General features: G+C 52.2%; 20 protein-coding genes. 16 read left to right on the top strand and 4 right to left on the bottom strand.

Going from position 1 to position 25,305, the window contains the following annotated elements; translation table 11 throughout:
• The first annotated feature begins 92 nt into the window (after window positions 1-92).
• A complete protein-coding gene (locus F3F93_RS09895; protein ID WP_176959021.1) occupies window positions 93-866 on the top strand; it encodes an inositol monophosphatase in 774 nt (257 codons plus the stop codon).
• Between the two features lie 113 nt (window positions 867-979).
• Here F3F93_RS09895 and lptG read toward each other — a convergent pair whose 3' ends face one another.
• The gene (lptG, locus tag F3F93_RS09890) at window positions 980-2,038 is read right to left on the bottom strand and encodes an LPS export ABC transporter permease LptG (protein ID WP_176959020.1); all 1,059 of its coding nucleotides are present in this window, start codon (window positions 2,036-2,038) and stop codon (window positions 980-982) included.
• A 285-nt stretch (window positions 2,039-2,323) separates the two neighbouring features.
• On the opposite strand from lptG, the gene F3F93_RS09885 reads away from it, so the two are divergent.
• The 10 genes from F3F93_RS09885 to F3F93_RS09840 all read left to right on the top strand — a co-directional run bounded on the left by F3F93_RS09885 (window position 2,324) and on the right by F3F93_RS09840 (window position 15,113).
• Complete coding sequence (locus F3F93_RS09885) at window positions 2,324-4,843, top strand: PAS domain S-box protein (RefSeq protein ID WP_176959019.1); 2,520 nt, start codon at window positions 2,324-2,326, stop codon at window positions 4,841-4,843.
• 300 nt (window positions 4,844-5,143) lie between these two features.
• Window positions 5,144-5,725 (top strand): orotate phosphoribosyltransferase, encoded by a 582-nt coding sequence (gene pyrE / locus F3F93_RS09880; protein ID WP_176959018.1) that lies wholly within the window; start codon window positions 5,144-5,146, stop codon window positions 5,723-5,725.
• 96 nt (window positions 5,726-5,821) lie between these two features.
• On the top strand, window positions 5,822-7,480 hold the full coding sequence (locus F3F93_RS09875; RefSeq protein ID WP_176959017.1) for a ribonuclease J: 1,659 nt from the start codon (window positions 5,822-5,824) through the stop codon (window positions 7,478-7,480).
• Window positions 7,481-7,491: 11 nt separating this feature from the next.
• Complete coding sequence (locus tag F3F93_RS09870; protein WP_176959016.1) at window positions 7,492-9,693, top strand: DNA translocase FtsK; 2,202 nt, start codon at window positions 7,492-7,494, stop codon at window positions 9,691-9,693.
• Window positions 9,690-10,373, top strand: a complete 684-nt coding sequence (locus tag F3F93_RS09865) for an outer-membrane lipoprotein carrier protein LolA (RefSeq protein ID WP_176959015.1) — start codon at window positions 9,690-9,692, stop codon at window positions 10,371-10,373. Before F3F93_RS09870 ends, F3F93_RS09865 begins: the two co-directional genes overlap by 4 nt.
• A gap of 9 nt (window positions 10,374-10,382) precedes the next feature.
• The gene (locus F3F93_RS09860) at window positions 10,383-11,498 is read left to right on the top strand and encodes an outer membrane protein transport protein (protein WP_176959014.1); all 1,116 of its coding nucleotides are present in this window, start codon (window positions 10,383-10,385) and stop codon (window positions 11,496-11,498) included.
• A gap of 16 nt (window positions 11,499-11,514) precedes the next feature.
• Window positions 11,515-12,831: a replication-associated recombination protein A gene (locus F3F93_RS09855; protein ID WP_347239246.1), complete on the top strand. Its 1,317-nt coding sequence runs from the start codon at window positions 11,515-11,517 to the stop codon at window positions 12,829-12,831.
• Window positions 12,828-13,205: a fluoride efflux transporter CrcB gene (gene crcB / locus F3F93_RS09850; protein ID WP_176959013.1), complete on the top strand. Its 378-nt coding sequence runs from the start codon at window positions 12,828-12,830 to the stop codon at window positions 13,203-13,205. The genes F3F93_RS09855 and crcB overlap by 4 nt, the downstream gene beginning before the upstream one ends.
• A gap of 246 nt (window positions 13,206-13,451) precedes the next feature.
• Window positions 13,452-14,909, top strand: coding sequence for an FAD-dependent oxidoreductase (locus tag F3F93_RS09845; RefSeq protein ID WP_176959012.1), 1,458 nt, complete (start codon window positions 13,452-13,454; stop codon window positions 14,907-14,909).
• Between the two features lie 39 nt (window positions 14,910-14,948).
• On the top strand, window positions 14,949-15,113 hold the full coding sequence (locus tag F3F93_RS09840) for a hypothetical protein (protein ID WP_176959011.1): 165 nt from the start codon (window positions 14,949-14,951) through the stop codon (window positions 15,111-15,113).
• Between the two features lie 175 nt (window positions 15,114-15,288).
• Here F3F93_RS09840 and F3F93_RS09835 read toward each other — a convergent pair whose 3' ends face one another.
• Entirely contained in the window at window positions 15,289-15,771 is a 483-nt protein-coding gene (locus tag F3F93_RS09835) for a cytochrome c (RefSeq protein WP_176959010.1), read from the bottom strand.
• Between the two features lie 233 nt (window positions 15,772-16,004).
• Here F3F93_RS09835 and F3F93_RS09830 point away from each other — a divergent pair, with 233 nt between their 5' ends.
• Window positions 16,005-16,535 carry a response regulator gene (locus F3F93_RS09830; protein WP_176959009.1) on the top strand — a complete coding sequence of 177 codons (531 nt, stop codon included), beginning with the start codon at window positions 16,005-16,007 and terminating at the stop codon, window positions 16,533-16,535.
• A gap of 950 nt (window positions 16,536-17,485) precedes the next feature.
• Here F3F93_RS09830 and F3F93_RS09825 read toward each other — a convergent pair.
• Both F3F93_RS09825 and F3F93_RS09820 read right to left on the bottom strand, forming a co-directional pair.
• The gene (locus F3F93_RS09825) at window positions 17,486-18,262 is read right to left on the bottom strand and encodes an ABC transporter permease (protein ID WP_176959008.1); all 777 of its coding nucleotides are present in this window, start codon (window positions 18,260-18,262) and stop codon (window positions 17,486-17,488) included.
• Window positions 18,259-19,176 carry an ATP-binding cassette domain-containing protein gene (locus F3F93_RS09820; RefSeq protein ID WP_176959007.1) on the bottom strand — a complete coding sequence of 306 codons (918 nt, stop codon included), beginning with the start codon at window positions 19,174-19,176 and terminating at the stop codon, window positions 18,259-18,261. The genes F3F93_RS09825 and F3F93_RS09820 overlap by 4 nt, the downstream gene beginning before the upstream one ends.
• A gap of 95 nt (window positions 19,177-19,271) precedes the next feature.
• Here F3F93_RS09820 and F3F93_RS09815 point away from each other — a divergent pair, with 95 nt between their 5' ends.
• From F3F93_RS09815 to F3F93_RS09800, 4 genes are read left to right on the top strand one after another with little or no spacing between them, the layout of a single operon-like run.
• Window positions 19,272-19,601 carry a metalloregulator ArsR/SmtB family transcription factor gene (locus tag F3F93_RS09815; protein WP_176959006.1) on the top strand — a complete coding sequence of 110 codons (330 nt, stop codon included), beginning with the start codon at window positions 19,272-19,274 and terminating at the stop codon, window positions 19,599-19,601.
• Window positions 19,601-20,977: a TolC family protein gene (locus tag F3F93_RS09810; protein WP_176959005.1), complete on the top strand. Its 1,377-nt coding sequence runs from the start codon at window positions 19,601-19,603 to the stop codon at window positions 20,975-20,977. Before F3F93_RS09815 ends, F3F93_RS09810 begins: the two co-directional genes overlap by 1 nt.
• Window positions 20,974-21,999, top strand: a complete 1,026-nt coding sequence (locus F3F93_RS09805) for an efflux RND transporter periplasmic adaptor subunit (protein WP_176959004.1) — start codon at window positions 20,974-20,976, stop codon at window positions 21,997-21,999. Before F3F93_RS09810 ends, F3F93_RS09805 begins: the two co-directional genes overlap by 4 nt.
• Window positions 21,999-25,301 carry an efflux RND transporter permease subunit gene (locus F3F93_RS09800; protein WP_176959003.1) on the top strand — a complete coding sequence of 1,101 codons (3,303 nt, stop codon included), beginning with the start codon at window positions 21,999-22,001 and terminating at the stop codon, window positions 25,299-25,301. Before F3F93_RS09805 ends, F3F93_RS09800 begins: the two co-directional genes overlap by 1 nt.
• Window positions 25,302-25,305 lie beyond the last annotated feature (4 nt).

Raw genomic sequence — 25,305 nt, 5'->3', positions numbered from 1 at the left:
AATTTTGGCGTACTTTTTATCTCATCCTTGATATGGTTCGCGAACCGGTCAGATAGAGTGTATTCCCAGATCGGCTGATTCAGGAGTGAAACGTGTTATATGTAGCTGTTCGGGCCGCCAGACGGGCCGGTGATCTGATTGCCAGGGCATTTGATGAGCGAGATAGCTTTACAGTGCAGCAGAAAACAGATCGGGATTATGTCACCGATGTGGATCAGCGTGCTGAATCACTGATTCTCAGAGAGATCAGCCAGCACTATCCCGATCACGGTATCGTGGCTGAAGAGTCGGGTAAGCGTGTAAATCCCGAGGCATCAATCCAGTGGTATGTTGACCCTCTGGATGGAACGACCAATTTTATTCACGGTTATCCCCATTTTGCTGTCTCTATTGCGGCATGGAAAGATGGCAAGCCACTGCTGGCTGTGGTTCATGATCCGATTCGTGATGAGACTTTTGAGGCGAAAAATGGCGGTGGCGCATTTGTGAATCGTCGTCGTCTGCGTGTGACCAATGAGAAGCGGCTGGCGCATGCGCTGTTTGCTTCAGGTATGCCATCTTACCAGCGAGAGCATATCGATCTGTTTCAGCGCCGTATGGATGGCTGCATGCGGTCTATGGATGGATACCGTCGTGGTGGCTCAGCCGCGCTTGATCTTGCCTATGTGGCGGCTGGTCGTCTGGATGTTTACTGGGAAGCGGGCCTGAAACCATGGGATATCGCAGCTGGTTATCTGCTGGTGCAGGAGGCCGGTGGTCTGGCTACTGATCTGGCTGGTGCAACCATTGATCTTGAGAAGGGCGATATCCTTGCATCCAATCCGCATCTGCACAGGGATGTCAGCAAACTTATCAACATCGCCTGATTACTTATCAGCACGAATTAAAGATAATCAACCGGAACTGCCCCTCTTATTCGTGTTAATTCGAGTGAATTCGTCCCCCAGGGGATGCTCTTTACCTGATGGTTCGATTGTATCTAATGGCCTTCCCGCTTAAGCAGCAGGTAAATGCCCAGGCCGCCAAAGACGAGCGTGGGTAACCAGGCAGCATAGGCTGGAGATATATGCTCGTTTGCGGCCAGAAGGTAACCCGCATTGCCGATGACATAAAACAGTAGCCCCAGTGAAATGGCAGCGATAATGCCCCAGGAGACCCGACTGTTACGACTGCCGGTATTCAGGCATAGGGCTGTTGCAAGAATCACCATCAACAGGCTTGCCAGCGGTGCGGAGACCTTGCGGTGCAGGGCATAGGTGTAGGTGCCGGTGGTCAAACCGGCATGCTTCAGGTCAGCGATATAGCGGTAGAGCTCAGCAAACTCCATATGACGGGGTTTGGGCAGTTCGGCAGTTTCAGGCCCGACATTCGAGTTCAGTACCAGACTATCTACCTGTTCATGTAGCGTGCCCTGCTCCGGCGACGGGGTGGTGATGTGAACATCTGTGAGCAGCCACTGCTGATTGGCAAAGCGGGCACTGGCGGCATCAATGCGTTTGAGCCAGCCGCCTTCGCTGTCGGTTTCAATGACAACCATGGTAAAGCGACCCTCTTTCAGGGGCATGAGGCGGTAAAATCGTTGGCCATCTTTAAGCCATTGTACACCCTGGCTGGCGCTTTGCTGCTGTTTGATATGTACATTCTCAATAACATCGAGCCGTTTGTTGGTGATAGGCGTGACCCACTCACCAACAATAAAACTTAAGGTTGCAGCCAGAAGCGCGACGGTGAGCAGGGGCATCAGCAACTTGTTGATGCCCAGGCCGGCGGCACGAATGGCAACCATCTCATGGTTACGGGAGAGTTCGATCAGATAGATGCTGGCACCGATCAGTACGATAATCGGCATAAATTCATTGACCATAAAGGGGATTTTTAACAGCAGATATTCGATCATCAGGCCGCCGTTCAGGCCGTGGCCAAGATAACGGGCCTTATCGAAACTTTCGATGATCACATAGATAGAGAGCAGCGCTGCCAGAGTGACTAGAGAGCGGCTTATGCAACCGGAGAAGATCCATCGGAAGATGACAGGCATCTGCCAAGACTATGCATGCATGCATCATTGTGAAAGTGGCTATTAAAAGAATTACGAAATTTCCGGATTCAGGTGTTCGTGATCTCCATGGATAAGGAAAATACCTATCTATGGCGTCGATGTTGTCCGATTGCGCCGGTGAACGGAACTCTTTCATATAAGCCCTTCCAGGGTTGTCTGATGAGGGGCGTTGAACATGAAAAAAGGGAAGGATGTTCTGTGTCGGTTCATGCACTGCGACAGCCGGGATTTGAATAAAGAGATAAATTGGTCTAAAAAAGAGAGATGATGCAGATCAGGCACCCCTCCATTCTCTCCAGAGTATTGACTATTACCGTGGTTGCGTTGCTGCTGCTTACTGTTGCCATGCACAATCTGTTAAGTGAACAGCAGAGTGATGAGCTCAATGCGCATATTGAAGACAACTTCAGTACTCTCAAAGCTGAGTTGACCTCGGAGACCGGCATCCGAACCCGCTGGATGGAGTCAGTGCTGCTTCTGCTGCAGCGTTCGGTTGACTCAGAGACACTTGCTAAAGCGCTTGAGTCAGGGCGGCGGCAGCAGCTTGAACAGCTGGCATCGGGCTACTTTCAAACACTGCGATTGAATAATCAGCTTTCTCATATGTATTTTATGGATGCGGATCGCCGGGTTGTACTGCGCATGCATCAGCCCGAGCGTTACGGTGATATTATAGAGCGTGAGACGGCAAAGCAGGCCGAGTTAACAGGGCAACGAGCAGCAGGCATCGAGTTCGGCCCGCTGGGCACACTCACCTTGCGTGTGGTGGTACCCTGGAATCTGGCAGGGCGAAGAGTTGGTTATCTGGAGCTGGGCATAGCGCTGACAGATATCCTTGCAGGCATTGAGCTGGATAATCCTTTTCGCATCATACTGGCAGTGGATAAATCACATCTGCAGAAGGATGCATGGTTGTCGGCTCACAGCGAGAACGATCACTGGTCACTGTTCAAACGTTTTGTTGTGCTCTATCCGGAGACGGGTGCAGAGCCGCTGGTTCCGGTTATAGAAGAGTCTCTGGGTCGTAAAGATGAGCGCTCTCATGTTTTTTCAGTGGGCGATATCTATTATGGTTTGAAGCATACCCCGTTTCTGGATGCATCAGGCAGAGAGATTGGCCAGTTGATGATGTTGCTGGATCTGTCGACGGATAACATTGATTTAAGTAGAACGCTCTATTCAACGATGGCTCTGTTTGTTGGTTTTATGATTATTTTTGTGCTGTTCTTGTATCTGCTGATAAGTCGCAGTGAAAAGGCTCGCCGCGAGGCAGAGCGAAGGCTTGAACTCTATGGTGAGGCGTTCACCAACACCATTGGCGGTATGATTATTACTGATTGCAAGGGTGTCATAGTTGATGTGAACGAAGCTTTTGAGAGGGTGACAGGTTATAGTAAAGCTGAGGCTGTTGGTCGCAATCCGAGTATGCTCAAGTCAGGTTACCAGGATGGGCAGTTTTATATGCAGATGTGGAAGGCGATTCAGGAGCGAGGGCAGTGGCAGGGGCGCATTGTCAATCGTCGTAAGAGCGGTGAGATCTATCCGGAGCACCTCTCTGTCACGGCTATCTGTGATGAACATGGCGTGGTGAAAAACTATATTGGTGTCTTCCTTGATGCGACTGAGCAGGAGCAGTTGCAAGAGCAGTTCCAGCAGGCTCAGCGTATGGAGTCACTCGGTACACTTGTTGGTGGCATCGCCCATGAGTTCAACAATATGCTGGCTGGCATGACCGGCAATCTCTATCTGGCCAAGAGTGAGATCAAAGCGTACTCCAGCGCGGTGGAGAAGCTGGATACGGTAGAGGCGCTGGCTTTCAAGGCCGCTGATATGATCAAACAGCTGCTCACCTTTGCCAGAAAAGGAACCATGCGCAAGGAGGAGACAGAACTTGCACCGTTTTTGAAGGCATCCAGAGAGCTGTTTCAACTGTCGGTTAATGAAGAGATTATCCTGAATCAGGTGATTGCTGATCAGGATATCTCTGTTGATGTGGATAGAAGTCAGCTGCAGCAGATTTTGCTGAACCTTATCAATAACTCAAAGGTTGCCCTGCAGGGTGTAAAGGAGCCTGAGATTTCCATCACATTGGATCGTTATGTCGCAGACCACGTTTTTCTAAGCAGGTTCCCTGAGGTGACAGGAGGTGAGTTTGCCAGAATTACCGTTAAAGATAATGGTGCCGGAATCGATGAGCAGTGTCTGGAAAAAATATTTGAGCCGTTTTTTACCACGAGGGAGGTGGGCGACGGGGCTGGTCTGGGGCTCTCGATGGTGTTTGGTGCCATCAAGGATTATGGCGGAGCCATTGAGGTGGAGAGTCAGCCGGGCGCAGGCACATCAATGCATCTTTACATTCCGGTACTGCCCAGGGATGTTGGGAAGAGGGCAACAGAGACTGTTGTGACAAGCGGGCACGGTAACACCATTCTGGTGGTTGATGATGATGAAATGGTTGTTGATACAGCCTGTAAAGTGCTGGTTCGGCTGGGCTATAAGGTGTTGAGTGCGACCAGTGGCAGAGAGGCGATAGCACTGTTTGAGATGCATCAGGGTGAGATTGGTGTGGTGATTCTGGATGTGGTGATGCCTGGGCTCAGTGGTCCGGAGACCGCTGACCTGATCCACAACATTAACAGTGATATCACCATTATTTTTGCCACCGGTTACGATACAACCGATACACTGCAGAAGCGTATTGAGGAGACTGGAGAGATGGTGCTGAGAAAACCTTACCAGATATCACTGCTGAGTCAGATACTCAAAGATATACCAGGGCTCTGATACATCATCACCTTCAGGTAGTTATAGAGGTTCTGAAAAATACCCGGATATCCAGGCTTGACCATTTTGCAGAAACGAAATGGCATGACTGTAAGTGATGCATAAAAACTTCAATGCGGTGGTTTTTCGGAGTCTCCTTAATAAAGCATTCCATTTTTATATATTTTCCATAACAGTTGCTGTTCTGCACCGTAGTAGGGTGCAAGGTTCTGTGTTGACGGGGAAACTGTTACACTCCCGCAAATTTTTCGCAGCTGTTAGCTTTTTTCCGGAGCTGACCTGACACAAAGGATTGAAGCAATGAATGAGAATGAGATTCTGGCAATGTATGAGGATGCAGGTGCGCTGTTAAACGGTCACTTTATTCTTTCAAGCGGCAGGCACTCTGCCCGCTACCTGCAGTCGGCACTGGTGTTGATGAATATCGACAATGCGACCGCTCTGGCTGGTGAGCTGATCACCAGGGTAGATGCTGATGAGATTGATATGGTGGTCTCTCCTGCTATCGGTGGTCTGGTGATTGGCCAGGAGGTTGCACGCTTGCTGCGTAAGCCGTTTATCTTTACCGAGCGCAAAGAGGGTGAGATGCAGATGCGTCGCGGCTTCTCGATTCCTGATGGTGCAAAGCTGTTGGTTGTTGAAGATGTTATTACCACGGGTGGCTCTGTACGTGAGTGTATGGAGGTTGTACGGCAGTTTGGCGGTGAGCCTGTGAAGGTGCTTGCGGTTGTTGATCGTGCACCCGATGCCGAGGGGCGCTTTGATGTGCCTTTTGCAACAGCGATCAGTCTGGATGTTGAGACCTATGCGGCCGATGCCTGCCCGATGTGTGCAGAAGGCCTGCTGCCGCCTGTGAAACCAGGCAGCCGTGGCGCAGCCTGATTAGATACTACCCTGCAAAGGGTGCTTGTGATGAAGGGCACGGCAGTCTCACTGTGATCTGTTACGTTTGCCCGCAGAGAAAAATAAGGAGTTTAAATGAGTAAACCTGTGCTGCGATGTTTCCCGTTTGGTGGGGTCGGCGAATTCGGTAAAAACATGATGGTCTATGCCATTGATGATGATGCCGTGATTGTCGATTGCGGCATGGGTTTCCCTGATGCCGGTCAACATGGTGTTGATGTGGTGGTGCCGGATGTCTCATCCCTGCATGAGCTGGGGTTGAACATTCATGCGCTGCTGATTACCCATGGCCATGAGGATCATATTGGCGGACTGCCGCACCTGCTGCCACGTCTGGCGCTACCTGTTTACGCTTCCGAGGTGACGCTGGCGCTGATTAAGGCGAAGCTGAGCGAACGCGGTTACAAAGGGGATCTTCGGCTTCTGCCGGATGACGGTAGCACGATTGATGTCGGCCCGTTCAAAGTTGAAGGGGTTCCTGTCACCCACTCGATTATGGATGCTGTCTCCATCGCTATTCACACTGTACTCGGCATTATTGTGCATACCGGTGACTTCAAGCTTGATCCTGCCCCGATCGATGGCCGCACCACAGCCATCCACCGTTTCTCTCAGCTCGGTGACATGGGCGTGCTGCTGCTGGCCTCCGACTCCACCAATGCGACAAGATCAGGAAGCGGGCCATCGGAACGGGTCGTTGGACCAGCCCTGACGCAGGCCGTTTCCCAGTGCTCTGGCAAGGTCATTGTAACCACCTTCGCCTCCAATATGTTCCGCATCCAGCAGATTGTTGATGCTGCTGTAGCCAATGGCCGCAGAGTAGCGGTAGCCGGACGCTCTCTGGAGCGGCATATGGAGATCACCAGTACGCTTAAACGGTTGAATGTGCCAGCCGGAACGCTGATCGATATCAAACAGACTGCCGATATTCCTGCCAATAAACTGCTGGTCATTGCCACCGGCTCGCAGGGTGAATCGCGTGCAGCACTGGCACGACTGGCGCAGAACAGGTTTACCGGTCTCAAACTTGGTCATGGTGATCTGGTGATCTTCTCTTCGAGTAATATTCCCGGTAATGAGCGGGTGATCGCCGGTCTCTATAATCATATCTACCGCTGTGGCGCCCGTATCAAACATGCCGGGCAGGCACCGTTGCATGTATCTGGCCATGCCCAGGCGCATGAGTTGAAGATGATGATGCAGCTGACCAGACCGCAATATTTTTATCCCGTGCATGGCGAATACCGCAACCTGATTGAGCACCGTGATCTGGCGGTGGCTGCAGGCATTAAAAGTGAGCATACGATCATCGCAGAGAACGGATACAGCGTGATCGTCGATGAGGATGGCGTGCGGCAGGGGCCGGAATTTCATGCCGGCGCTGTGTTTGTTGATGGCGATGCGCGCGATGAAATCGATGGCATTGTGCTGCGCGACAGGCGGGTTCTGGCCGATGACGGCATGATCTCAGCCTTTGTACTGCTCAGTAAACATGAGGGTAAACTACTCGGTGAGCCGGAACTTGTAGCGCGTGGCGTGCTGCATGAAGATGTCAGTGAAGAGGTGCTGGAGGCAGCCGGTAAAGCGTTGCGCCACTTCCTTGAAGGGATGGATAAAGAGTGGCTTGCCGATATGGATGCTGCCAAAGAGGAAGTTCGTATCTTCCTTCGCCGCTGGTGTAAAAAACATATTGGCCGCAGACCGATGGTACTGCCCATCGTGCTGGCACTGTAAAAGGAGCAGTGATGGATGTTCGTCTGTTAGTTCGTGAAGCACTGGCACTGTTGATCGCCGGCATCGTGATTGTGCTGGTGTTGGCGATGTACAGTTTTTCGCCACTGGATCCGTCGCTGAACCGTGAAACCGGCGAGGCTGCGCAAAACCTGACCGGTCTGGTCGGGGCTTACGCCTCTGATTTTATCTATCAGCTGTTTGGTTACGCAGGTTGGCTCTGGGTTGCGCTGCTGGTGGTGCTGACCATACGTATCGGCTGGGGTCATAAACCCTACCTGGGCAGCTGGACTTCGCTCTTCTGGTTGCCGGTTGCGCTGGCGATGGCGGCACTGATGCATGCCCATATTCCGGCCGGCTCTGCCGTAGATCTTCTGCAGCTGCCCGCCACTCCGGGTGGTGCTCTGGGGGCGATGCTTGATCATGCGCTGCTTGAGCCACTGCGCAGTATTGGTCGTGATGTACTGCTGTTGACACTGCTGCTTGCCAGCCTTGTTGCCGCTACCCATCTCTCACTGTTGATGTTTCTGCAGAAGTGTTATCAGGGGCTGGCCTTTACGGCATTTTATCTGTTAAGCCTCGTGCAGGGGCTCTTCTCCAGAGCTTCAGAGCGCAAGGATCGCATGGAGGCGCGTGAGGTGCGCAAAGAGGTTCGCAAGGCACGTCCTAAACGCGAAGCCAAACCTGAACCTGAGGTAAGCAAACCGGCCAGGGTCAATGTATCACGTCAGGCCAAGGTGCAGCAGCAGGCTGAACTGGCCTTTTTTGAGAACAGTCAGTCAGGATTTAAGCTGCCATCATTGAATATCTATGGTCGGGGAGAGGGGGGGCAGAAGTCCCATAACCCTGAGGCGATGCAGGCGATTGCCCGCATGCTGGAGAAGAAGCTGCTTGATTATAAGGTGGATGGTCAGGTGCTGGCCGTGCATCCGGGGCCAGTGGTAACACAATTTGAGATGGAGCCCTCACCGGGCACCAAGGTCAACCGTATCATCGCCTTGCAGGATGATCTGGCCCGTTCCATGGCGGCGGTGAGTGTGCGCGTGGCCGGTAATATTCCGGGTAAAAATGTGATCGGTATCGAGCTTCCCAACGAGGAGCGGGAGATGGTGGTGATTCACCAGGTGCTCTCCAGTAAAGAGTTTGCCAACCGCAAACATATCCTGCCGATTGCGCTCGGTGTTGATATCTCCGGGCAGCCGGTGGTGGCTGATCTGGCCCGTATGCCGCATCTGCTGGTGGCCGGTACAACCGGTTCGGGTAAATCGGTAGCGATCAATGCCATGATCTGTTCACTGCTGATGGTGAAAACACCGCAGGATCTGCGCATGATTCTTGTTGATCCGAAGATGCTGGAGCTTTCGGTGTACGATGATATTCCGCATCTGTTGGTGCCGGTAGTGACCAATCCGCATAAAGCGGCCAAGGCACTGGCCTGGGCGGTCTATGAGATGGAGCGCCGTTATCAGCTGATGAGTGATGCCAAAGTGCGCAATATCGATGGTTATAATAAGGCGGCCGAGAAAGAGGAAGATACAGAGCGCCTGCCCTATATTGTTATCGTTATTGATGAGCTTGCTGATCTGATGATGGTGGCCGGCAAAGAGGTGGAGCAGTCGATCTGTCGTATTGCCCAGAAGGCGAGGGCGGCGGGTCTGCATCTGGTGCTGGCAACGCAGCGACCGAGTGTGGATGTGATTACCGGCCTGATCAAAGCCAATCTGCCAAGTCGCCTCTCGTTTCAGGTCTCATCGAAGATCGACTCCAGAACCATTCTTGACCAGATGGGGGCTGAGCAGTTGCTGGGCAATGGCGACAGCCTCTTCTTAAGTGGTGGCCGCGATCTTAAACGTGTGCATGGTGCTTTTGTATCGGATTCTGAAGTGATTGATCTGGTGGATCATCTCAAGGCGCAGGGTGAGCCGGACTACCGTGAAGAGGTGTTTGAGGTGCCAACTGCTGCTGATGGTGAGGGGGCTGGTGGCATGGGCGGCGAAGAGCACGATGAGAAGTATGATGAGGCTGCCGCGCTGGTGATTGAGAAGGGGCAGTGTTCTGTCTCTATGGTACAGCGTTATCTGCGCATCGGTTATAACCGCGCCAGTCGTCTGGTGGAGCAGATGGAGCGTGAAGGGTTGGTCTCTGCGCCGGGCTCCGGTGGTATGCGTAAGGTGCTGGCCCGCTCTGAAGCTGATGGTGGCGGTGTGTTCGAATGAGACCGTTGATTGCTATTGCAGTGAATACTCTGTTTGCCGTGCTGTTGCTGGCAACGCCATTGCACGCCGCCAAGGTGGAGCAGGTCTGGAATCTTGATGGCCATGAAAAACCATCGGCCGATTTTTTTGCCGAGAGTATCCAGCGGCTTGCCGATCTGCCCGGTTTTCAGTGTCGCTTTGATCAGTTGATGGTGTTCAGTGATGGGGGGGGGCAGAACTTCTCCGGGCAAGTGGCACTGCTTAAACCCAAACGTTTTCGCTGGTCTTATGAGAAGCCCTATGAGCAGCTCTATATCGGTGACGGATCGGTGATCTGGCACTATGAACCTGATCTGATGCAGGCTGAACGGTTAAGTGATCTGGAGCAGGTTGATCCGGCTGTTATGCAGCTGCTTGATGGTCGTGTTTCGGTCAAAGATGTGGAAGTGATGAGTGAAGCCTTTGATAGTGAACATGCCATCAGGCGCTATCAGGTTCGCATTCGGGACTCTGCAGATGTATGGCTGGGCTTCAATAAACAGGGTGATCTGGTCTCTATTGAGCGCAAGGATCTGCTCGGCAACAGCAACCGCATGCGGCTCTCGGCATGTTCGTACGTTGCACCTTCGCCAAATCTATTTAGTTTTACGCCGCCTGAAGGGGTGGATCTGCTTGATCTGCGCTCAGCAAACCGGGAATAAGGAATATTGATGAAAAAGTTAATTTGTCTGATTACAGCTGTAATGATGGGTGGGGCATGGGCTCATGCCGGTGGTTTTGCCCAGCACAGCAACGCTGCTGCGGCAGCCGGTGTTGCCGATGCCTTTGCTGCTACCGCCAATGATGCATCAGCTGTACTCTATAACCCTGCCGGTATCGCCTGGCAGCCCGGAGTCACCGTTACCGGTGGCATAGGCCTCTACTACCGCGATAACTCAGTAAAAATTCCTGCCGGTATCGGTCCCAATAATGGTACAGCGCCATCCAGTGGTCATATCTATGCCACCTGGGCGCCACTGGATAGCCGCTGGGGCATCGGTTTCGGTTTTGTGCCGACCTATCAGATCAATAATGACTGGATCAGCACCTTTGGCGCGGCTTCAGGTATTACCAAAGTGACCGTGGATCACGCCATGTTCAATGGTGTCTATGCCATCAATAGCTCTCTGGCTCTGGCCGCCGGTATCGACTGGTATATCACCCGTGCAACCCTTACTCAGGGTGGTAGCAGTTTTGATGATAATGATTATGCCACTATCGGTGGCCACGCAGCCCTGATGTGGAAGCCGGCTCCTGCCTGGAGTCTGGGTGCAACCTATCGTTCAGGTGCCAAAGTGACGGTATCCGGCGGGGTGAATCAGGAGTTTGCATTTAAACTGCCTGATGAAGTCACGCTTGCGATTGCCCGTGATTTTGCAGATGTATGGCGACTTGAAACCGATGTGAAGTGGACGCGCTGGTCAGCGCTTAAAGATATGAATGTCACCGCTGCCGGTGCTGCGGTGCAGACCAATACCCTGCAGCTGCGTGATACCATCACAGCCATGGCCGGTCTCACCTGGACCTGGTATCCGGGTAGCCAGATGCGTCTGGGTTACGCCTATGATCAGGGTGCCAACAAGGTGGCCGGTTACAATCCGATCATGGCTGATCAGGATGGTCACCGCGTTAGTCTGGGTATTGGCGGTGTGATCATGAACAGCCATATGGATCTGGCCTACAGCTATACCTTCCATAACAAGAAAACTGTTACAGGTGCCTATGCCGGAACCTATCGTGATCGTAATCAGGCGCTGGTTTTCTCTATTACCAAGACCTTTGATTAAGATTTAGGGCTGTAGCGTGGCACAGCAGGTATCACTACTTCAACCTGAGGCCGGAGCTGGCTCAGAGATCGATATCAATGTACCACTGGCGCACCGCATTCGCCCCAAATCCCTTGATGAAGTGGCAGGTCAGCATGAGTTGACCCGTAACGACTCATGGTTTGCCGCAATGATGGCGGAGGGACGCTGTATCTCCTGTATCTTCTGGGGGCCGCCGGGGGTGGGAAAAACCACGCTGGCCACGATGATGGCTGATGCCGCCGGTATCCCTTTTACGCAACTCTCAGCAGTTTCAGCAGGAAAAGCAGAAGTGCAACAGGTGGTCAAACAGGCCAGAGCCCGGGGTCAGACCTGGCTACTTTTTCTTGATGAGATCCATCGCTTTAATAAAGCCCAGCAGGATGTGCTGCTGCCCTATATCGAGGATGGCACACTGGTGCTGGTCGGTGCCACTACGGAAAACCCCTCATTCAGCCTGAACAATGCGCTGCTTTCACGCTGCCGCGTGATTGTTCTTAACGCTCTTGAGCCTGCCGATATCGCATCGATTCTGCAGCGTGCAGTGGACTACCTGCAGCAGCAGTCAGCTGCTTTTGCGGTGACGGATGATGCAGTGAACTGGCTGGCTGAGGGCAGTGATGGTGATGCCCGTTATGCGATCAATGCGCTTAATGCCCTGTTTGAGTCGGATCGCTCAAAAAACTGGGATAAACAGGCGGTGCAGGCGCAGAGCCTGAGACGTGCTGCCCGTTATGATCGCGATGGCGATGCCCACTACGATCTGATCTCCGCTCTGCACAAGTCGGTGCGAGATTCCGATGCTGACGCTGCCATCTACTGGCTGGCACGCATGCTGGAGGCGGGGGAGCAGCCACTTTATATCGCACGTCGATTGATTCGTATGGCCACAGAGGATATCGGCCTTGCTGATCCCAAGGCGCTCAATATCACGCTTGATGCCCATCGCATGTTTGAGATTCTCGGCTCACCAGAGGGGGAGCAGGGGCTTTTTGAGGCAGCGATCTACCTTGCCCTTGCACCCAAGAGTAATGCCGCTTACATGGCCGAGAAAGCGGCTCGTAAGCTGGCCAGAGAGACACAGCAGACGGATGTGCCGTCCCATTTGAAAAATGCACCCACGAAGCTGATGAAAGAGCTGGGGCATGGCGTGGGTTACCAGTATGCCCACAATGCAGTGGACGGCGTGGTTCATCAGCAGCATCTTCCCGATGGTGTGCATGGTCAGTTCTATCAACCAGTCGAGCGCGGCTTTGAACGTACACTTAAAGAGCGAATAGATTGGTTGAATGAGAGAAGGGGAGATAAAAAGTGACAGCACAGTTGGTGGCAGTGGCTATTGGTGGTGCAACCGGTGCAGTGATGCGCTGGTTGATGGCCTCGGGTATCCAGCGCATGGCTGGCGGTGCCTTTCCGTGGGGTACCTTTGCCGTGAATGCCATCGGCAGCTTTCTGCTCGGCTTTCTCTTTGTCTGGCTTATTGAGCGCTCCACCGTCAGCGAGCTGGTGCGTTTGGCACTGACAGTTGGTTTCCTCGGTGCATTTACCACCTTCTCTACCTATTCACTGGAGTCGATCCGCCTGTTGCAGGAGGGGGCTTTGGCACTCGCCCTGGGTAATGTGATCGGTCAGGTGGTTGTCTGTCTCACCCTGACATGGTTGGGCATTCAGCTGGCACGCACCCTCTAACGTATTCAGAAGGCAACAAGTCAATACAGGCGTTGAGTGACGAAGCTGGTGTTCACAAAACAGCTTTAAAACAACCTCACTTCTATCAAGCTGATGGTCTGAATTCACACGCATTCAAGCACGTTCTGATTTTTCTGTTACAATCATAGGATAACGTGATGCTTGACATATAACAATATTATAATATCTTAACGCGATAATTTGAATTCGATCACTAATGACGTTGAGGAAACAGAAGGAGGAAACATGTCGCGAATCGTAATTTTAGGTGCTGGCATATCTGGCCATACTGCAGCCAGGTATCTTGATAAATGGATAGGAAAGAAACATGAGATTATCGTGGTTTCTCCCAATGCCAAATGGAACTGGATTCCATCCAATATCTGGGTAGGTGTAGGTCAGATGACTGAAGCCGATGTGACCTTCGATCTGGCTGAGGTTTATAAAAAGACCAATGTCGATTTCCGCCAGGCCAAAGCGCTCTCAATCAATCCTGAGGGTAGTGCCGATAGCGACAAGCCATTTATTACGGTTGAGTACACCCTTGAGAGCAGAGCCGGAGAGCAGGAAAACATTGAATATGATTACATGATCAATGCGACAGGCCCGAAACTGAACTTTGCTGCAACTGAAGGGTTAGGCCCGGATCACGGACACACTGTATCAGTATGTACCGCTGGTCATGCACTTGAGGCCAATGAGAAGCTGCAGGCGACCATTGATAGAATGAAAGCCGGTGAGCACTGCACCGTGGTGATCGGAACCGGTCACGGTATGTGTACCTGTCAGGGTGCTGCCTTTGAGTATATCTATAACGTTGACCACGTTCTGCGTGAAGCGGGCGTGCGCGATATGGCCCGTATTGTCTGGATCAGTAATGAGTATGAGCTCGGTGACTTCGGCATGGGCGGCGTACATATCAAACGTGGCGGTTACGTCACCAACGGCAAGACCTTCGCTGAATCACTGATGGTTGAGCGTGGCATTGAGTGGATTACACGAGCACACGTGAAGAAGGTTGAAGCTGGCCTGATCCATTACGAGACACTCGATGGCGCCTTCCACGAGCAGGAGTTTGACTTCTCCATGCTGATTCCACCCTTTGCCGGTGTTGGCCTTAAAGCCTTTGATAAGGCTGGCGAAGATATTACAGCCAATATCTTTGCACCCAACGGCTTCCTGAAAGTCGATGCTGATTACACACCGCGCCCCTATGCGGAGTGGAGTGCCAAGGACTGGCCAAGGAACTACCAGAACCCAACCTATAAAAACATGTTTGCCATCGGTATCGCCTTTGCACCACCGCATCCGATCAGTAAGCCGATGCAGAGTGCCAACGGCACACCCATTGGCCCAACCCCACCACGTACAGGCATGCCATCTGCAACCATGGCTATCGCTGTGGCTCAGAGTATTCGTGATATGGTCAATGGCGCCAAAGAGCCAACCCATACAGCCTCGATGGCAGAGATGGGTGCGGCATGTGTGGCTTCAACCGGTTCACATGTGTTTAAGGGTACAGCTGCAACAATGACAGTGTTCCCGGTTGTGCCGGACTTTGAGAAATATCCGGAACATGGCCGTGATATTAACCTTACTACCGGTGAGATCGGTTTGGCAGGTCACTGGATGAAGTATATTCTGCATCATACCTTCATCTATCAGGCTAAGCTGAAACCGGGCTGGTCACTGCTACCAGATTAATAGAATAGATATTTATAAATATTTTTTGAGGAGCATGACATGGCAAATAAACCAACCAATAAGGAGCCTTATCAGCAGGCTTATTATCCACCAGCCCCGACCGGGTTTACCAAAAGTATGCGGACATCTGTTATCTGGCAGTTCTACCGCTTTATCGTCATCAATCTGAAGATGCTTAAACTGATGTCGAAATCGCACCACTGATACCCAAGGGTATTAACCGCTGAAACACCAAAGCCCTCTGCGCAAGCAGGGGGCTTTTTTATTTTCAGCAATTCCCCGACTTATCTTCTATAGTAAATGAAAAAGGATTTATGGGGAGGCAAAAATTTTTGCAATGCATATTGATGCTCTCAGTGGTTCAGAAAATGTTATGCAATTACTCTTTTTCGCTCTTGGGCATAGTCCGGAAGAGGTCGTGGCAGCTGTTGCAGGTTTCGATCGTCTGATTCATTTTTTTGCGTAGAGACATAGCTCCTCCGGCAATGGCCAGCCATCTTACCTCTTCAGCCTGTTGTCTGAGTTTGTCGCCAAGCGCTGTAAATGTCGCAAGCTCCTGAGGGTTTAGCGTGAGTCGTTTGCCTATCTTGGGGATAAATTGTGCGGATGCTTCAATCGAGTCAGCGATCCTGGCGGCTTCACTGAAATATTCGGCCTCTTCTTCTGCACTTCTTGATGCGTCATCATGATCGATAGCCTGAGATCTGATCTTCCGCATGACAGTTCTGAGCATGGCATTAGAAACAGCATGGATCTCTGCATTGCCGGTTTTCTTAAGCTCCGGCCTATCCAGATCAGTGGCGCAAGCTTGCATGAGAAGCGCAATAAACAGCAGGGCTGCGGCTATCATAACCTTAGGCATTCATGCACCTCCAATCCTGAATCTCTTCTACCTGTTATTAGTATAGATCAAACGGGGCAGGAGAGTAGGACTGCGGTGAAGTAACGTAGCTATTCTTTTCAAATGCATTTGAAAAAATGGTCATTAATTTCGGATTTGTGAATTAGTTCACGCACCTTTTTTACTGTTTCGGTAGATACTTCTAAGCAAGGACAGATGTTGTCGATCTGGTACGAGCCGAAGGAGTGATGATCATGAACGATTTGCCCAAACGATTAATTCATATTGTTGATGATGATGCCTGTATTCGGGAGTTTATGGAGGCCCTGTTAGAGCGGTTTGGTTACGATGTGCAATCATTTTCGGATGCTCTGACCTATATTCAGCATGTGAACTGCGATGGTTTCGTGAAACCATTTGTTACTTTTGTGGATGTAGTGATGCCATACATGAACGGTTATCAGATGATGGCAGGCCTGGCGCCTGAGAACCCGGATATGAAATTTATTATCATGAGCGATGGGGCTGATTTCGGCTTAGAGACTAACAATCTGGCCTGTATGTCTTTGGCAAAACCCTTCTATCCGGGATCTCTGCAAGAGGTGCTCAACAAATTGGCTGAGTGCATGGAGTGCGGGCCATCGAGCGATCTTGATTGTGGTTCTGTGGGTCGCTGTGATGCGAATGAGGTTGCAGACTGGACCTGTCCTCATGCAACGGATGTTCAATATATCGCTGCTGCCGAATCCCGTCTTAACAAGAAACTCTCCGACTATCTGCACTGATACAGATTAAGCTGATTTCTGCCCCCGCATGCCGGGTTTTTTTTGGTATATTTCGGATTAGCCGCTGAATCGCGGGAAACATATATTTTTGATCCCGATAGTGACATTCAACTTTACTACTCTGCTGCGCAGAGCATCCCCCTTTCTTTAGCGGTAAAGAAAGGGGTGAAAGAAAGCCGCCCCGGAGAGCAGTCAGCCCTTCGGGTTCCCGATCCTGCATGTTAAAAATCGGCCACGGCTCCGCCGCTCTTCTCCGATTTTGAACATTTGTCTCGGCAGCCTGCTAGCGGGGGATCAAGCGTCACTGTTCCAGCTGTGAGATTGGATTGTCTTTCAATCCCATTCCAAGATGCGCCGAAGTATTTATTGTTCAATGGGAAGAGGCGCAAATGGGCAGGAGCCCATTTGGACGAACTTAAGTTAGCCCGAAGGGTGAGGGCCATAATGGTCCGAATCAAAAGAAATGAACAAATAATTCCACCATCACGGCAAAAGGGCGCGCCGTCAGTTCTGGTTTACTAAAGTGTTTTCCCGGACTTCCGCGATGAACCTTTTTTGTGTGGCTGAGAGGATGAATTTCGGACAAAAAAAAGCCCCGGCATAATCGGCCGGGACTATACTGACGTTGTGCTCCTGGGGGTTATAGAATGCCGCCTAGAAACATAAAGAAAGTGATTGTTATACCTCCTGTAATGGACATCAGTATAATTGCTTCCATTGGGCCGCCTACCTGATCTGAATCACTCATGTTGTACTCCTTAGCCGCCACATGGACGATCATGTCTTCCAACATAAAATAACCGAGCAAAATAATCAAGCATTTTCAGTAGGGTTAATTCTTGTAAATATTTGAAAAATAATAATTTTTTTTAATCTTACCTGTCTTCTGCTCTGTTTTGTTGTGCTTTTTTCACTCCGGTTGTGAGCTATTGATGAACGATACTATGGAGTTAGCGAATAAGGCGTCGGGAGGCCAGGCGGGTTGCAAGGGTGAATCCACCTGCGGCATAAAGCGCAAGAACGCCGACATGCAGCCACGGCAAAGTCAGCGGCATTTCGGTCAACAGCGGGCGAATCAGTGCCACAGCGTGGGTCAGAGGCAGAAGCTGGGCAATGAGCTGAACAGGGTTTGGCAGGGTATCAATGGGGTAAAAAACACCGCAGAAGAGGAACATCGGCGTGACAGCCAGCGTGAAGTAGTAGAGGAAGAAATCGTAGCTGGGGGAGATGGCACAGATTGCCAGTGCAGGTCCTGAAAATGCCAGGCCGATCAGGAAGATCACAGGCAGGGCGAGAAGGGCGGTTTCCCACTGCTGAATACCACCGAGCAGACCGGCGACAAGAAAGATTGCTGTGCCACTGATAAGGCTCTTGGTGGCGGCCCAGATCTGCTCGCCGGCAATGATCTCCTGCACTCGCACCGGTGTGGCGAGCATCGATTCCCAGGTGCCCTGCTGGTTCATGCGAGTGAAGGCTGAATAGAGACTTTCGAAGGTGGCGGTATTCATGGCACTTGAGCAGAGAATGCCGCTGGCCAGATAGGCCATGTAGGGGATGCCGCCCATATCACCGATGTAGGCACCAAGCCCATAACCCAGCCCCAGCAGATAGAGGAAAGGATCACCGAAGTTGCCCAGCATTGAGGCACCAGCCAGCTGTTTCCAGACGAGAAAGTTGCGCCGCCAGACAGCCAGCACACGGGTTGGAGCAAGATGGAAGAGGATCACGCCTCCTCCCTCATGTCGCGGCCGGTAAGTTTAAGGAAGAGATCCTCCAGCGAGGAGGGGCGATGGATGAAGGTGAGCTCAGGGCGCTCGGCACAGCGCGCCACCAGAGGACGGGCATCAATGGCGTAGCAGAACCAGGTATCGCCGACATGATCGCGGCGGATATCCAGTCCTTCACAGAGTTCAATGGCATCAAGTTCATTGTGTAGTCCGCGGATTGCCACCACCTCCGGTTCCACATGCTCACTGATCAGCTCGCGTAGTGAACCACGTGTTAAAATATTACCGTGATCTAGCACCATCAATTCATCACACAGTTCGGCAGCCTCCTCCATATAGTGGGTGGTCAGAATCAGTGTTTTACCAGCTGCCTTCAGTGAACGCAGCCGTTGCCAGATCAGATGACGGGCTTGCGGATCGAGACCTGTGGAGGGCTCATCGAGCACAACCAGATCAGGATCATTGATCAGGGCACGGGCCACCATAAGGCGCCTGCGCATACCACCGGAGAGGGTAGCTACCTGATCATCACCGCGTGAGGAGAGTGCGGCAAATTCGAGCAGCTCCTCAATACGTGATTCAGCCGTTTTGGAGTCGATACCGAAGTAGCCCGCGTAGACCTTCAGATTCAGCCGTACCGAGAAGTCGGGATCAAGATTATCCTGTTGCGGCACAACACCAACACGACTGTGAATGGAGGTATCCGAGACATCACTACCAAAGAGGTGATAGTCACCGGAGGTGACAGGGGAGAGTCCCATCAGCATGCGGATCAGGGTCGTTTTTCCCGCCCCGTTAGGGCCGAGAATACCAAAGCAGATGCCGGGTCGGATATCGAAATTGATACCGCAGACCACATCGCGATGTCCGAATGTTTTGCGCAGAGATTTGGCGCTGACTACGGCTTGACTCATAGCCCTAATCTCCCATATCCGGCTACAACTGCAATGCATAGAAAATATAATATTACATGTTGCTAATATAATTAGAATCGAATATATTACGGGGTATGAATGAATTACCTCAGATCCCAGAAGATAGAATCAAAGCTGCCAGCCAGGGTTTAAGGGCGATTGCGCACGAGTTGCGTCTCTCTGTTCTCTGCCTGTTGCTGGAGCGGCCGATGTGTGTCCACGAGTTGATTGAGGCTACAGGTGCAGCGCAGTCCAATCTCTCACAGCATCTCTCCAAGATGCGTATGCTTGGCATTCTTGAGAATGAGAAACGTGGTCAGGAAGTGATCTACCGTATCGCCAATCCGGCTTTTGCCGATCTGGTACATGCGCTGAAGTTCATCTACTGCCCTGAGATGTGTGTGGCCCCGAAAGGGGAGGGCTGATGGCCTTTTTTTGCCCTTACATATCAGTAAATTCTAATTACTTAATAAAGGGGTCGCTGCTGGCGGCCACCCTTGCGGTAACGACTGCCACTGCTGCTGCCGGTGAGATATCCACGCTCAGGCAGAGTGTCGATTATGCGCTCTCCAATAATCGCATGCTGGCAGCCAATGCACAGTCGGTGGAGCAGGCCAGTGCGGGTATTGCCGATGCAACAGGTCGGTTGTTGCCGCGTGTTGATCTCTCTACCGGAGTGGCGCGCAGCAATGCGCCGGGCGACTATTTCGGTATGAAGCTGAATCAGCGCAGTATCACTGCCGCTGATTTTAATCCGGCGGTGATGAATAACCCCGGTTATATCAATAACTATCAGAGCCGTGTCGGTGTCACTATGCCGCTCTATCAGGGCGGCGCGCTATGGGCCGGGCGTAAACTTGCCGAGCACCGCGCCGAAGCAAGCCTCTATGGACACAGTTTTATGCGCCAGCAGGTGGTATTTCAGGTGATCTCTGCCTATGCACGTGTACGGCAGTCACAAGCTCAGATCACGGCCATGCAGCGCGCTGTCACTGCGGCTGATAAACGTTACAGAGATACCCAGGAAATGCAGAAGCGTGGTATGTTGATTATGAGTGATGTGATGGATGCCAATGTGCATCAGCTGCGCACCACGCTCAAACTTGAAGAGGCGAAAAACAGCTTTGCCAGCAGTAAAGAGATGCTGGAGCGGGTTATGGGACTCAATGGTGATGTCACCCTGAATACCGAAGAGGATCCGCAGCTGAAGATGCCTGTGCTCGCGTTGCAGGAGGCGATCAATCACGGGCTTGCCAATCGTCCCGATCTGAAAGCGGTTGAAGAGCAGTATCTGGCCTCCTCGGCAGCTGTTGATCAGTCACGCGCCTCATTTCTTCCGCATGTGAATCTGGTTGCGGCACAGGAGTGGAACGCATCCACCTTTGGCGTGAAAAATCGTAATACCATGGTGGGGGCAACCGTCAGCATGAATATCTTCGCCGGGGGCTCTGATCGTGCGAAACATCGTGCTGCTCAGGCTGAGTCTGTATCGCTGGAGTATAAATCCGCAGATATGAAACAGCAGATTCATAATGAGATCGGACAGGCCTGGCGTCAGCTGGCTGAGAGTCGACTGCGTTATGAGAGCGAGAGTGAAGCACTCAAGCAGAGCGAGGAGTCACTGCGCATTAAATCACTGCGTTTTGAGCAGGGGTTGGCCAAAACCTCCGATCTGCTTGATGCGCAGGTACAGGCTGACTCGGCCCGTGTTGCGGCCATTCGCGCCAAATATGATCTCACCGTTGCAGAGGCTGCACTGCTGCTGGCAACCGGTACACTTGATGAAGGGGTGATTCAATGAACAGATTTCTCGCTACTGCAGCGATGCTTTCAGCAGGATTGATGCTTGCCTCCTGCGGTTCCGATGATCAGGCCGGGCAAACAGCTGTACCTGTTGTCGCTAAAGCCGAGGCTCTGACTCTCGTGGCTGTAGAGCTGCCCGTTCGTTATGTCACCAGTGGCACCGTCACTTCGGATCACCGTGTCTCAATCACCTCACGCATCTCAGGCTATATCCGCAAACTTTCGGTGCGTGAAGGCGACAGTGTGAAAGCCGGAGATGTGCTGGTTCGCGTTGACCCTGTCAATGCCCGTCAGGGGCTGGTGCAGGCTGAGGCTGATCTGGCTGATGCCAAAGCTGATATGAATCGTTATGAAGAGCTGTTTAAAGCCGGTGCTGTGAGTAAGCAGCAGCTGGATCGTGTGAATCTGCGTTATAAAGTAGCCCGTTCACAGGTTGAGCAGGCGCGTAACCAGCTCGGTTATGCCGAGGTTCGTTCACCGGTTGATGGCGTGGTGGTTGAGAAGCGCTTGAGTAAGGGTGATCTGGCATCACCGGGTGCTGCAATCCTTGTGCTGGAAGATCCCGCCAGCCTGCTGGTGGAGACACATGCCTCTGATCAGTTTGTTAGTGGTATCCACATCGGCGATGAGGTTGAGATTGAGGTCTCATCTCTTAAACAGGCCTTTAGCGGTGTCGTGCGCCAGGTGGTACAGGCTGCCGATGCCGTCTCACATCAGTTTCTGATCAAGATTGCACTACAGGCGCGTGAAGATGTGCACCCGGGCATGTATGCGCAGGTTGGTTTTAAGGTAGGTAGTCGTCAGGGGCTGCAGGTGCCTGTTGTGGCAGTGATCAAGCGTGCCGGGCTTAATGGAATTTATGTGCTTGATGGTCAGGGGGTTGCTCGCTATCGCCAGATTCGACTGGGGCAGCAGCGTGCTGATCAGGTTGAGGTGCTGGCCGGTCTTCATGAAGGTGACACCATCCTCTGGAGTGGAGAGCCTCAACTGCAGAGCGGCATGAAGGTGATGGCCAAATAATGAGCGACAAACCATCTTTGAATAGTGGTGAACCACTGAATATTGCAGGGCGTCTGGGTAAGGCGGCGATGTTCTCCAACATGACCCCGATGCTCAGTATCCTGATCTTCCTGATCGGTGCTGTTGCGCTTATGGTGACGCCGCGTGAAGAGAATCCGCAGATTGATGTGCCGGCTGCCAATGTCTTTGTACAGATGCAGGGGGCAAGCCCTGAAGAGGTGCAGAATCTGATTGTGCGGCCAATGGAGATGGTGCTGCGCGAGATTACTGGTGTTGAGCACACCTATGGCATGGCGATGGATTCACTGGCCGTTGTTACGGTGATGTTTGAAGTGGGTGAGGACAAAGAGGTCAGCCTGGTCAAACTCTATGACCGCATCATGCAGAATATGGATCGTATCCCTGCCGGGGCTACCCAGCCTCTGGTGAAACCGGTGGATGTCGATGATGTGCCGGCTTCGGTAATTACACTCTCATCACGGGATATGGACGGCTTAGCCCTTAAACGGCTGGCAGAGCGTGTTCGTGATCAGCTGGCACCACTGGAAGGGGTATCGGTTGCCGAGATTATCGGTGGCCGTGACCATGAGATCGGCATCCGTCTGGATCCGGCGCGTCTGGCCGCTTACCACATTCCACTGGATCAGCTGCACAGGGTTCTGGTATCGGCCAATGCCGGTGGCCCGGTTGGTTCACTTGTGGGGAACAATAGCCAGACCAAAATATGGCTCGATGGTTACCTGAAAACAGCCGATGAGGTTGGTCAGCTGGTGGTTGGCCAGTGGCAGAACAGACCGATCTATCTGAAGGATATCGCCACCATCACCGATGGTGCTGCTGAGGCAGAGAACTATCACCGAATCGGTTTTGGTCACGCGGTGAGTGGCAATGCTGGTGTGGGCGAACCTGAATTGCCTGCAGTCTCCATCACGCTGGCCAAAAAACGTGGTACCAATGCTGTGGTGGTGACCCAGCGTATTGAAGATAAGCTCAATGAACTTAAAGGCGACTTTATCCCGGATAATGTTGTCGCAACCATCACGCGTGATTCAGGTCAGCGCGCCAATGCCGCTGTAAATATGCTGATTGAACACTTGGGTATCGCAATCGGTACTGTGATTCTGATTCTGCTGCTCTTTCTCGGCTGGCGTGAGGCGACCATTGTAACGCTGAATATTCCGCTGATTCTGTTTGTGGTGCTGGCCATCGGACTGATGGCTGATCAGACCATCAACCGTATCACACTCTTTGCTCTGATTCTGGCGCTTGGTCTGCTGGTCGACGATGCCATTGTGGTGATCGAGAATATCCACCGCCATCTGCACAAAGGTGTGAAGGATGCCGCTGATAAAGCGCGACTGATTGTGATTGCCACCAATGAGACCGGTAAACCGACCATTATCGCCACCATCGCGGTGATCCTGGCTTTTGTTCCAATGGCTTTTGTGACCGGCATGATGGGGCCATATATGGGGCCGATTCCGTTTAATGCACCGGTTGCCATGGCAGCCTCGCTGGTGATCGCTTATATGTTCACGCCGTGGATTGCACAGCGTTTTCTGCCTGCCAAAATACAGACATCCACATCAGATCACATTGATGACTCGCATAAGGACTGGGTCTACCGGGCCTATATGCGTTATGCCGTGCCTCTGATCGAGAAACCTGCTATTCGCAGGATATTCTGGATCATCACGTTGCTTCTGTTTGTCGGCTCAATGATGCAGCCGGGCTGGCAGTTTATCCGGCCAGCCGGTATCAACGGGCCACTTACACCGGGTACGGTTGAGCTGAAGATGTTGCCGAAAGGGGATAACAACACCTTTAATATCACCATCGATCTGCCGGAGGGGGCAACCCTTGAAGAGAGTGATCGGGTGAGTCGTGAAGTGGGTGATCTGCTGCGTTCCCATCCGATGGTGGTGGATTACGAAACCTTTGTAGGTCAGGCAGGGCCTGTCGATTTTAACGGCATGCTGCGTGGTTCTGTGCTCAGGCAGGGGGCCAATCTGGCCGAGATCCGTGTCAATCTGGTGGATAAACATGATCGCTCGATTCGCTCTGATGCTATTGTGCTGGAGCTGCGAGAACTGATGGCGCCACTGATTGCGGCTAATCCTGATGCCAATATTAAACTGGTTGAAGATCCGCCGGGGCCACCGGTGCGTTCAACGCTGCTGGCTGAGATCTATGGTCCTGATTACGAGACACAGCGCCAGCTGGCCAAAGAGGTGCGTAAAACCTTTGCTGATACCTATGACGTGACAGATATTGATGATTCGGTAGGTGATGATCAGTTGCAGCTGAATGTGCGTGTCGATAAAGAGAAGGCAGCACATCTGGGCGTAGCCACGCAGCAGGTAGTCACCGCACTGCACGACTTCCTGCAGGGGTACCATTTTGGTGCCGTGCATATGGATGAAGAGCGTCATCAGGTGAAGTTGCATGTGCAGCTGCCGAAAGCGCTGCGTGCTCATGCTGAGGATCTGCATCGCATCTATGTAACCGGTTCGCATGGTGCTGTTCCACTCTCCGCCTTTGCGGTGATCGAGCAGGGCAAAGCCTCCAAACCGATCTACACCAAAGACGGACATCCGGTGACCTATGTGATGGCTGAGCCTAAACAGGGATCACAGGTCTATCCGCTGCTGGAGATGGATGGCAAGCTCGATGAGCAGGAGATGCTGCCGGGCGTGCAGGTGAAAACAGGTGGAATGCGTTTCACCGACACCGCACCGGATAACACCTTCGGTTATCATATGCTCTGGGATGGTGAGATGCGTCTGACGCTGGATGTGTTCCGCGATCTGGGGGCAGCCTTTATTGTTGCACTGGTATTGATCTACCTGCTGATGGTGGCCTATTACGGCCAGTTCGTGCTGCCGATGATGGTGATGGCACCGACTGCATTGACGATGATCGGCATCTTTCCCGGCCACTGGATCACCAGTCAACCGTTCACCGCCACCTCGATGATCGGCATGATCGCACTTGCCGGTATCGTGGTACGTAACTCCACACTGCTGATCGATTTCATTGTCGATTACCGCAAGCAGGGCTTCTCAGTGAAAGAGTCTGTGCTTGAGGGTGGGGCGGTTCGTGCCCGTCCGATTCTGCTCACTGCACTGGCTGTGATTGCCGGCACCTCGATCATGATCACCGATCCGGTATTTGGCGGGCTCGGTGTCTCGATGGCCTTCGGAACACTGGCAGCAACGATCTTAACGCTGTTTATTACACCTCTGATGTACTACCTGTGGTTTAAAGATCGGCCATTCGAGTCCGAACAGCCAGCCTCTTAGAAAT

The sequence above is a fragment of the Mariprofundus sp. KV genome, assembly GCF_013387475.1.
Taxonomy (GTDB): domain Bacteria; phylum Pseudomonadota; class Zetaproteobacteria; order Mariprofundales; family Mariprofundaceae; genus Mariprofundus.
This window is presented reverse-complemented; position numbering and strand designations above follow the sequence as displayed.

What these genes read in the sequence shown, in the direction of transcription:
- lptG (WP_176959020.1), bottom strand. Translation starts at nt 2,038, where the DNA reads ATGCCTGTCATCTTCCGATGGATCTTCTCCGGTTGCATAAGCCGCTCT.
- F3F93_RS09885 (WP_176959019.1), top strand. Translation starts at nt 2,324, where the DNA reads ATGATGCAGATCAGGCACCCCTCCATTCTCTCCAGAGTATTGACTATT.
- pyrE (WP_176959018.1), top strand. Translation starts at nt 5,144, where the DNA reads ATGAATGAGAATGAGATTCTGGCAATGTATGAGGATGCAGGTGCGCTG.
- F3F93_RS09875 (WP_176959017.1), top strand. Translation starts at nt 5,822, where the DNA reads ATGAGTAAACCTGTGCTGCGATGTTTCCCGTTTGGTGGGGTCGGCGAA.
- F3F93_RS09870 (WP_176959016.1), top strand. Translation starts at nt 7,492, where the DNA reads ATGGATGTTCGTCTGTTAGTTCGTGAAGCACTGGCACTGTTGATCGCC.
- F3F93_RS09865 (WP_176959015.1), top strand. Translation starts at nt 9,690, where the DNA reads ATGAGACCGTTGATTGCTATTGCAGTGAATACTCTGTTTGCCGTGCTG.
- F3F93_RS09860 (WP_176959014.1), top strand. Translation starts at nt 10,383, where the DNA reads ATGAAAAAGTTAATTTGTCTGATTACAGCTGTAATGATGGGTGGGGCA.
- F3F93_RS09845 (WP_176959012.1), top strand. Translation starts at nt 13,452, where the DNA reads ATGTCGCGAATCGTAATTTTAGGTGCTGGCATATCTGGCCATACTGCA.
- F3F93_RS09840 (WP_176959011.1), top strand. Translation starts at nt 14,949, where the DNA reads ATGGCAAATAAACCAACCAATAAGGAGCCTTATCAGCAGGCTTATTAT.
- F3F93_RS09835 (WP_176959010.1), bottom strand. Translation starts at nt 15,771, where the DNA reads ATGCCTAAGGTTATGATAGCCGCAGCCCTGCTGTTTATTGCGCTTCTC.
- F3F93_RS09830 (WP_176959009.1), top strand. Translation starts at nt 16,005, where the DNA reads ATGAACGATTTGCCCAAACGATTAATTCATATTGTTGATGATGATGCC.
- F3F93_RS09820 (WP_176959007.1), bottom strand. Translation starts at nt 19,176, where the DNA reads ATGAGTCAAGCCGTAGTCAGCGCCAAATCTCTGCGCAAAACATTCGGA.
- F3F93_RS09815 (WP_176959006.1), top strand. Translation starts at nt 19,272, where the DNA reads ATGAATGAATTACCTCAGATCCCAGAAGATAGAATCAAAGCTGCCAGC.
- F3F93_RS09810 (WP_176959005.1), top strand. Translation starts at nt 19,601, where the DNA reads ATGGCCTTTTTTTGCCCTTACATATCAGTAAATTCTAATTACTTAATA.
- F3F93_RS09805 (WP_176959004.1), top strand. Translation starts at nt 20,974, where the DNA reads ATGAACAGATTTCTCGCTACTGCAGCGATGCTTTCAGCAGGATTGATG.
- F3F93_RS09800 (WP_176959003.1), top strand. Translation starts at nt 21,999, where the DNA reads ATGAGCGACAAACCATCTTTGAATAGTGGTGAACCACTGAATATTGCA.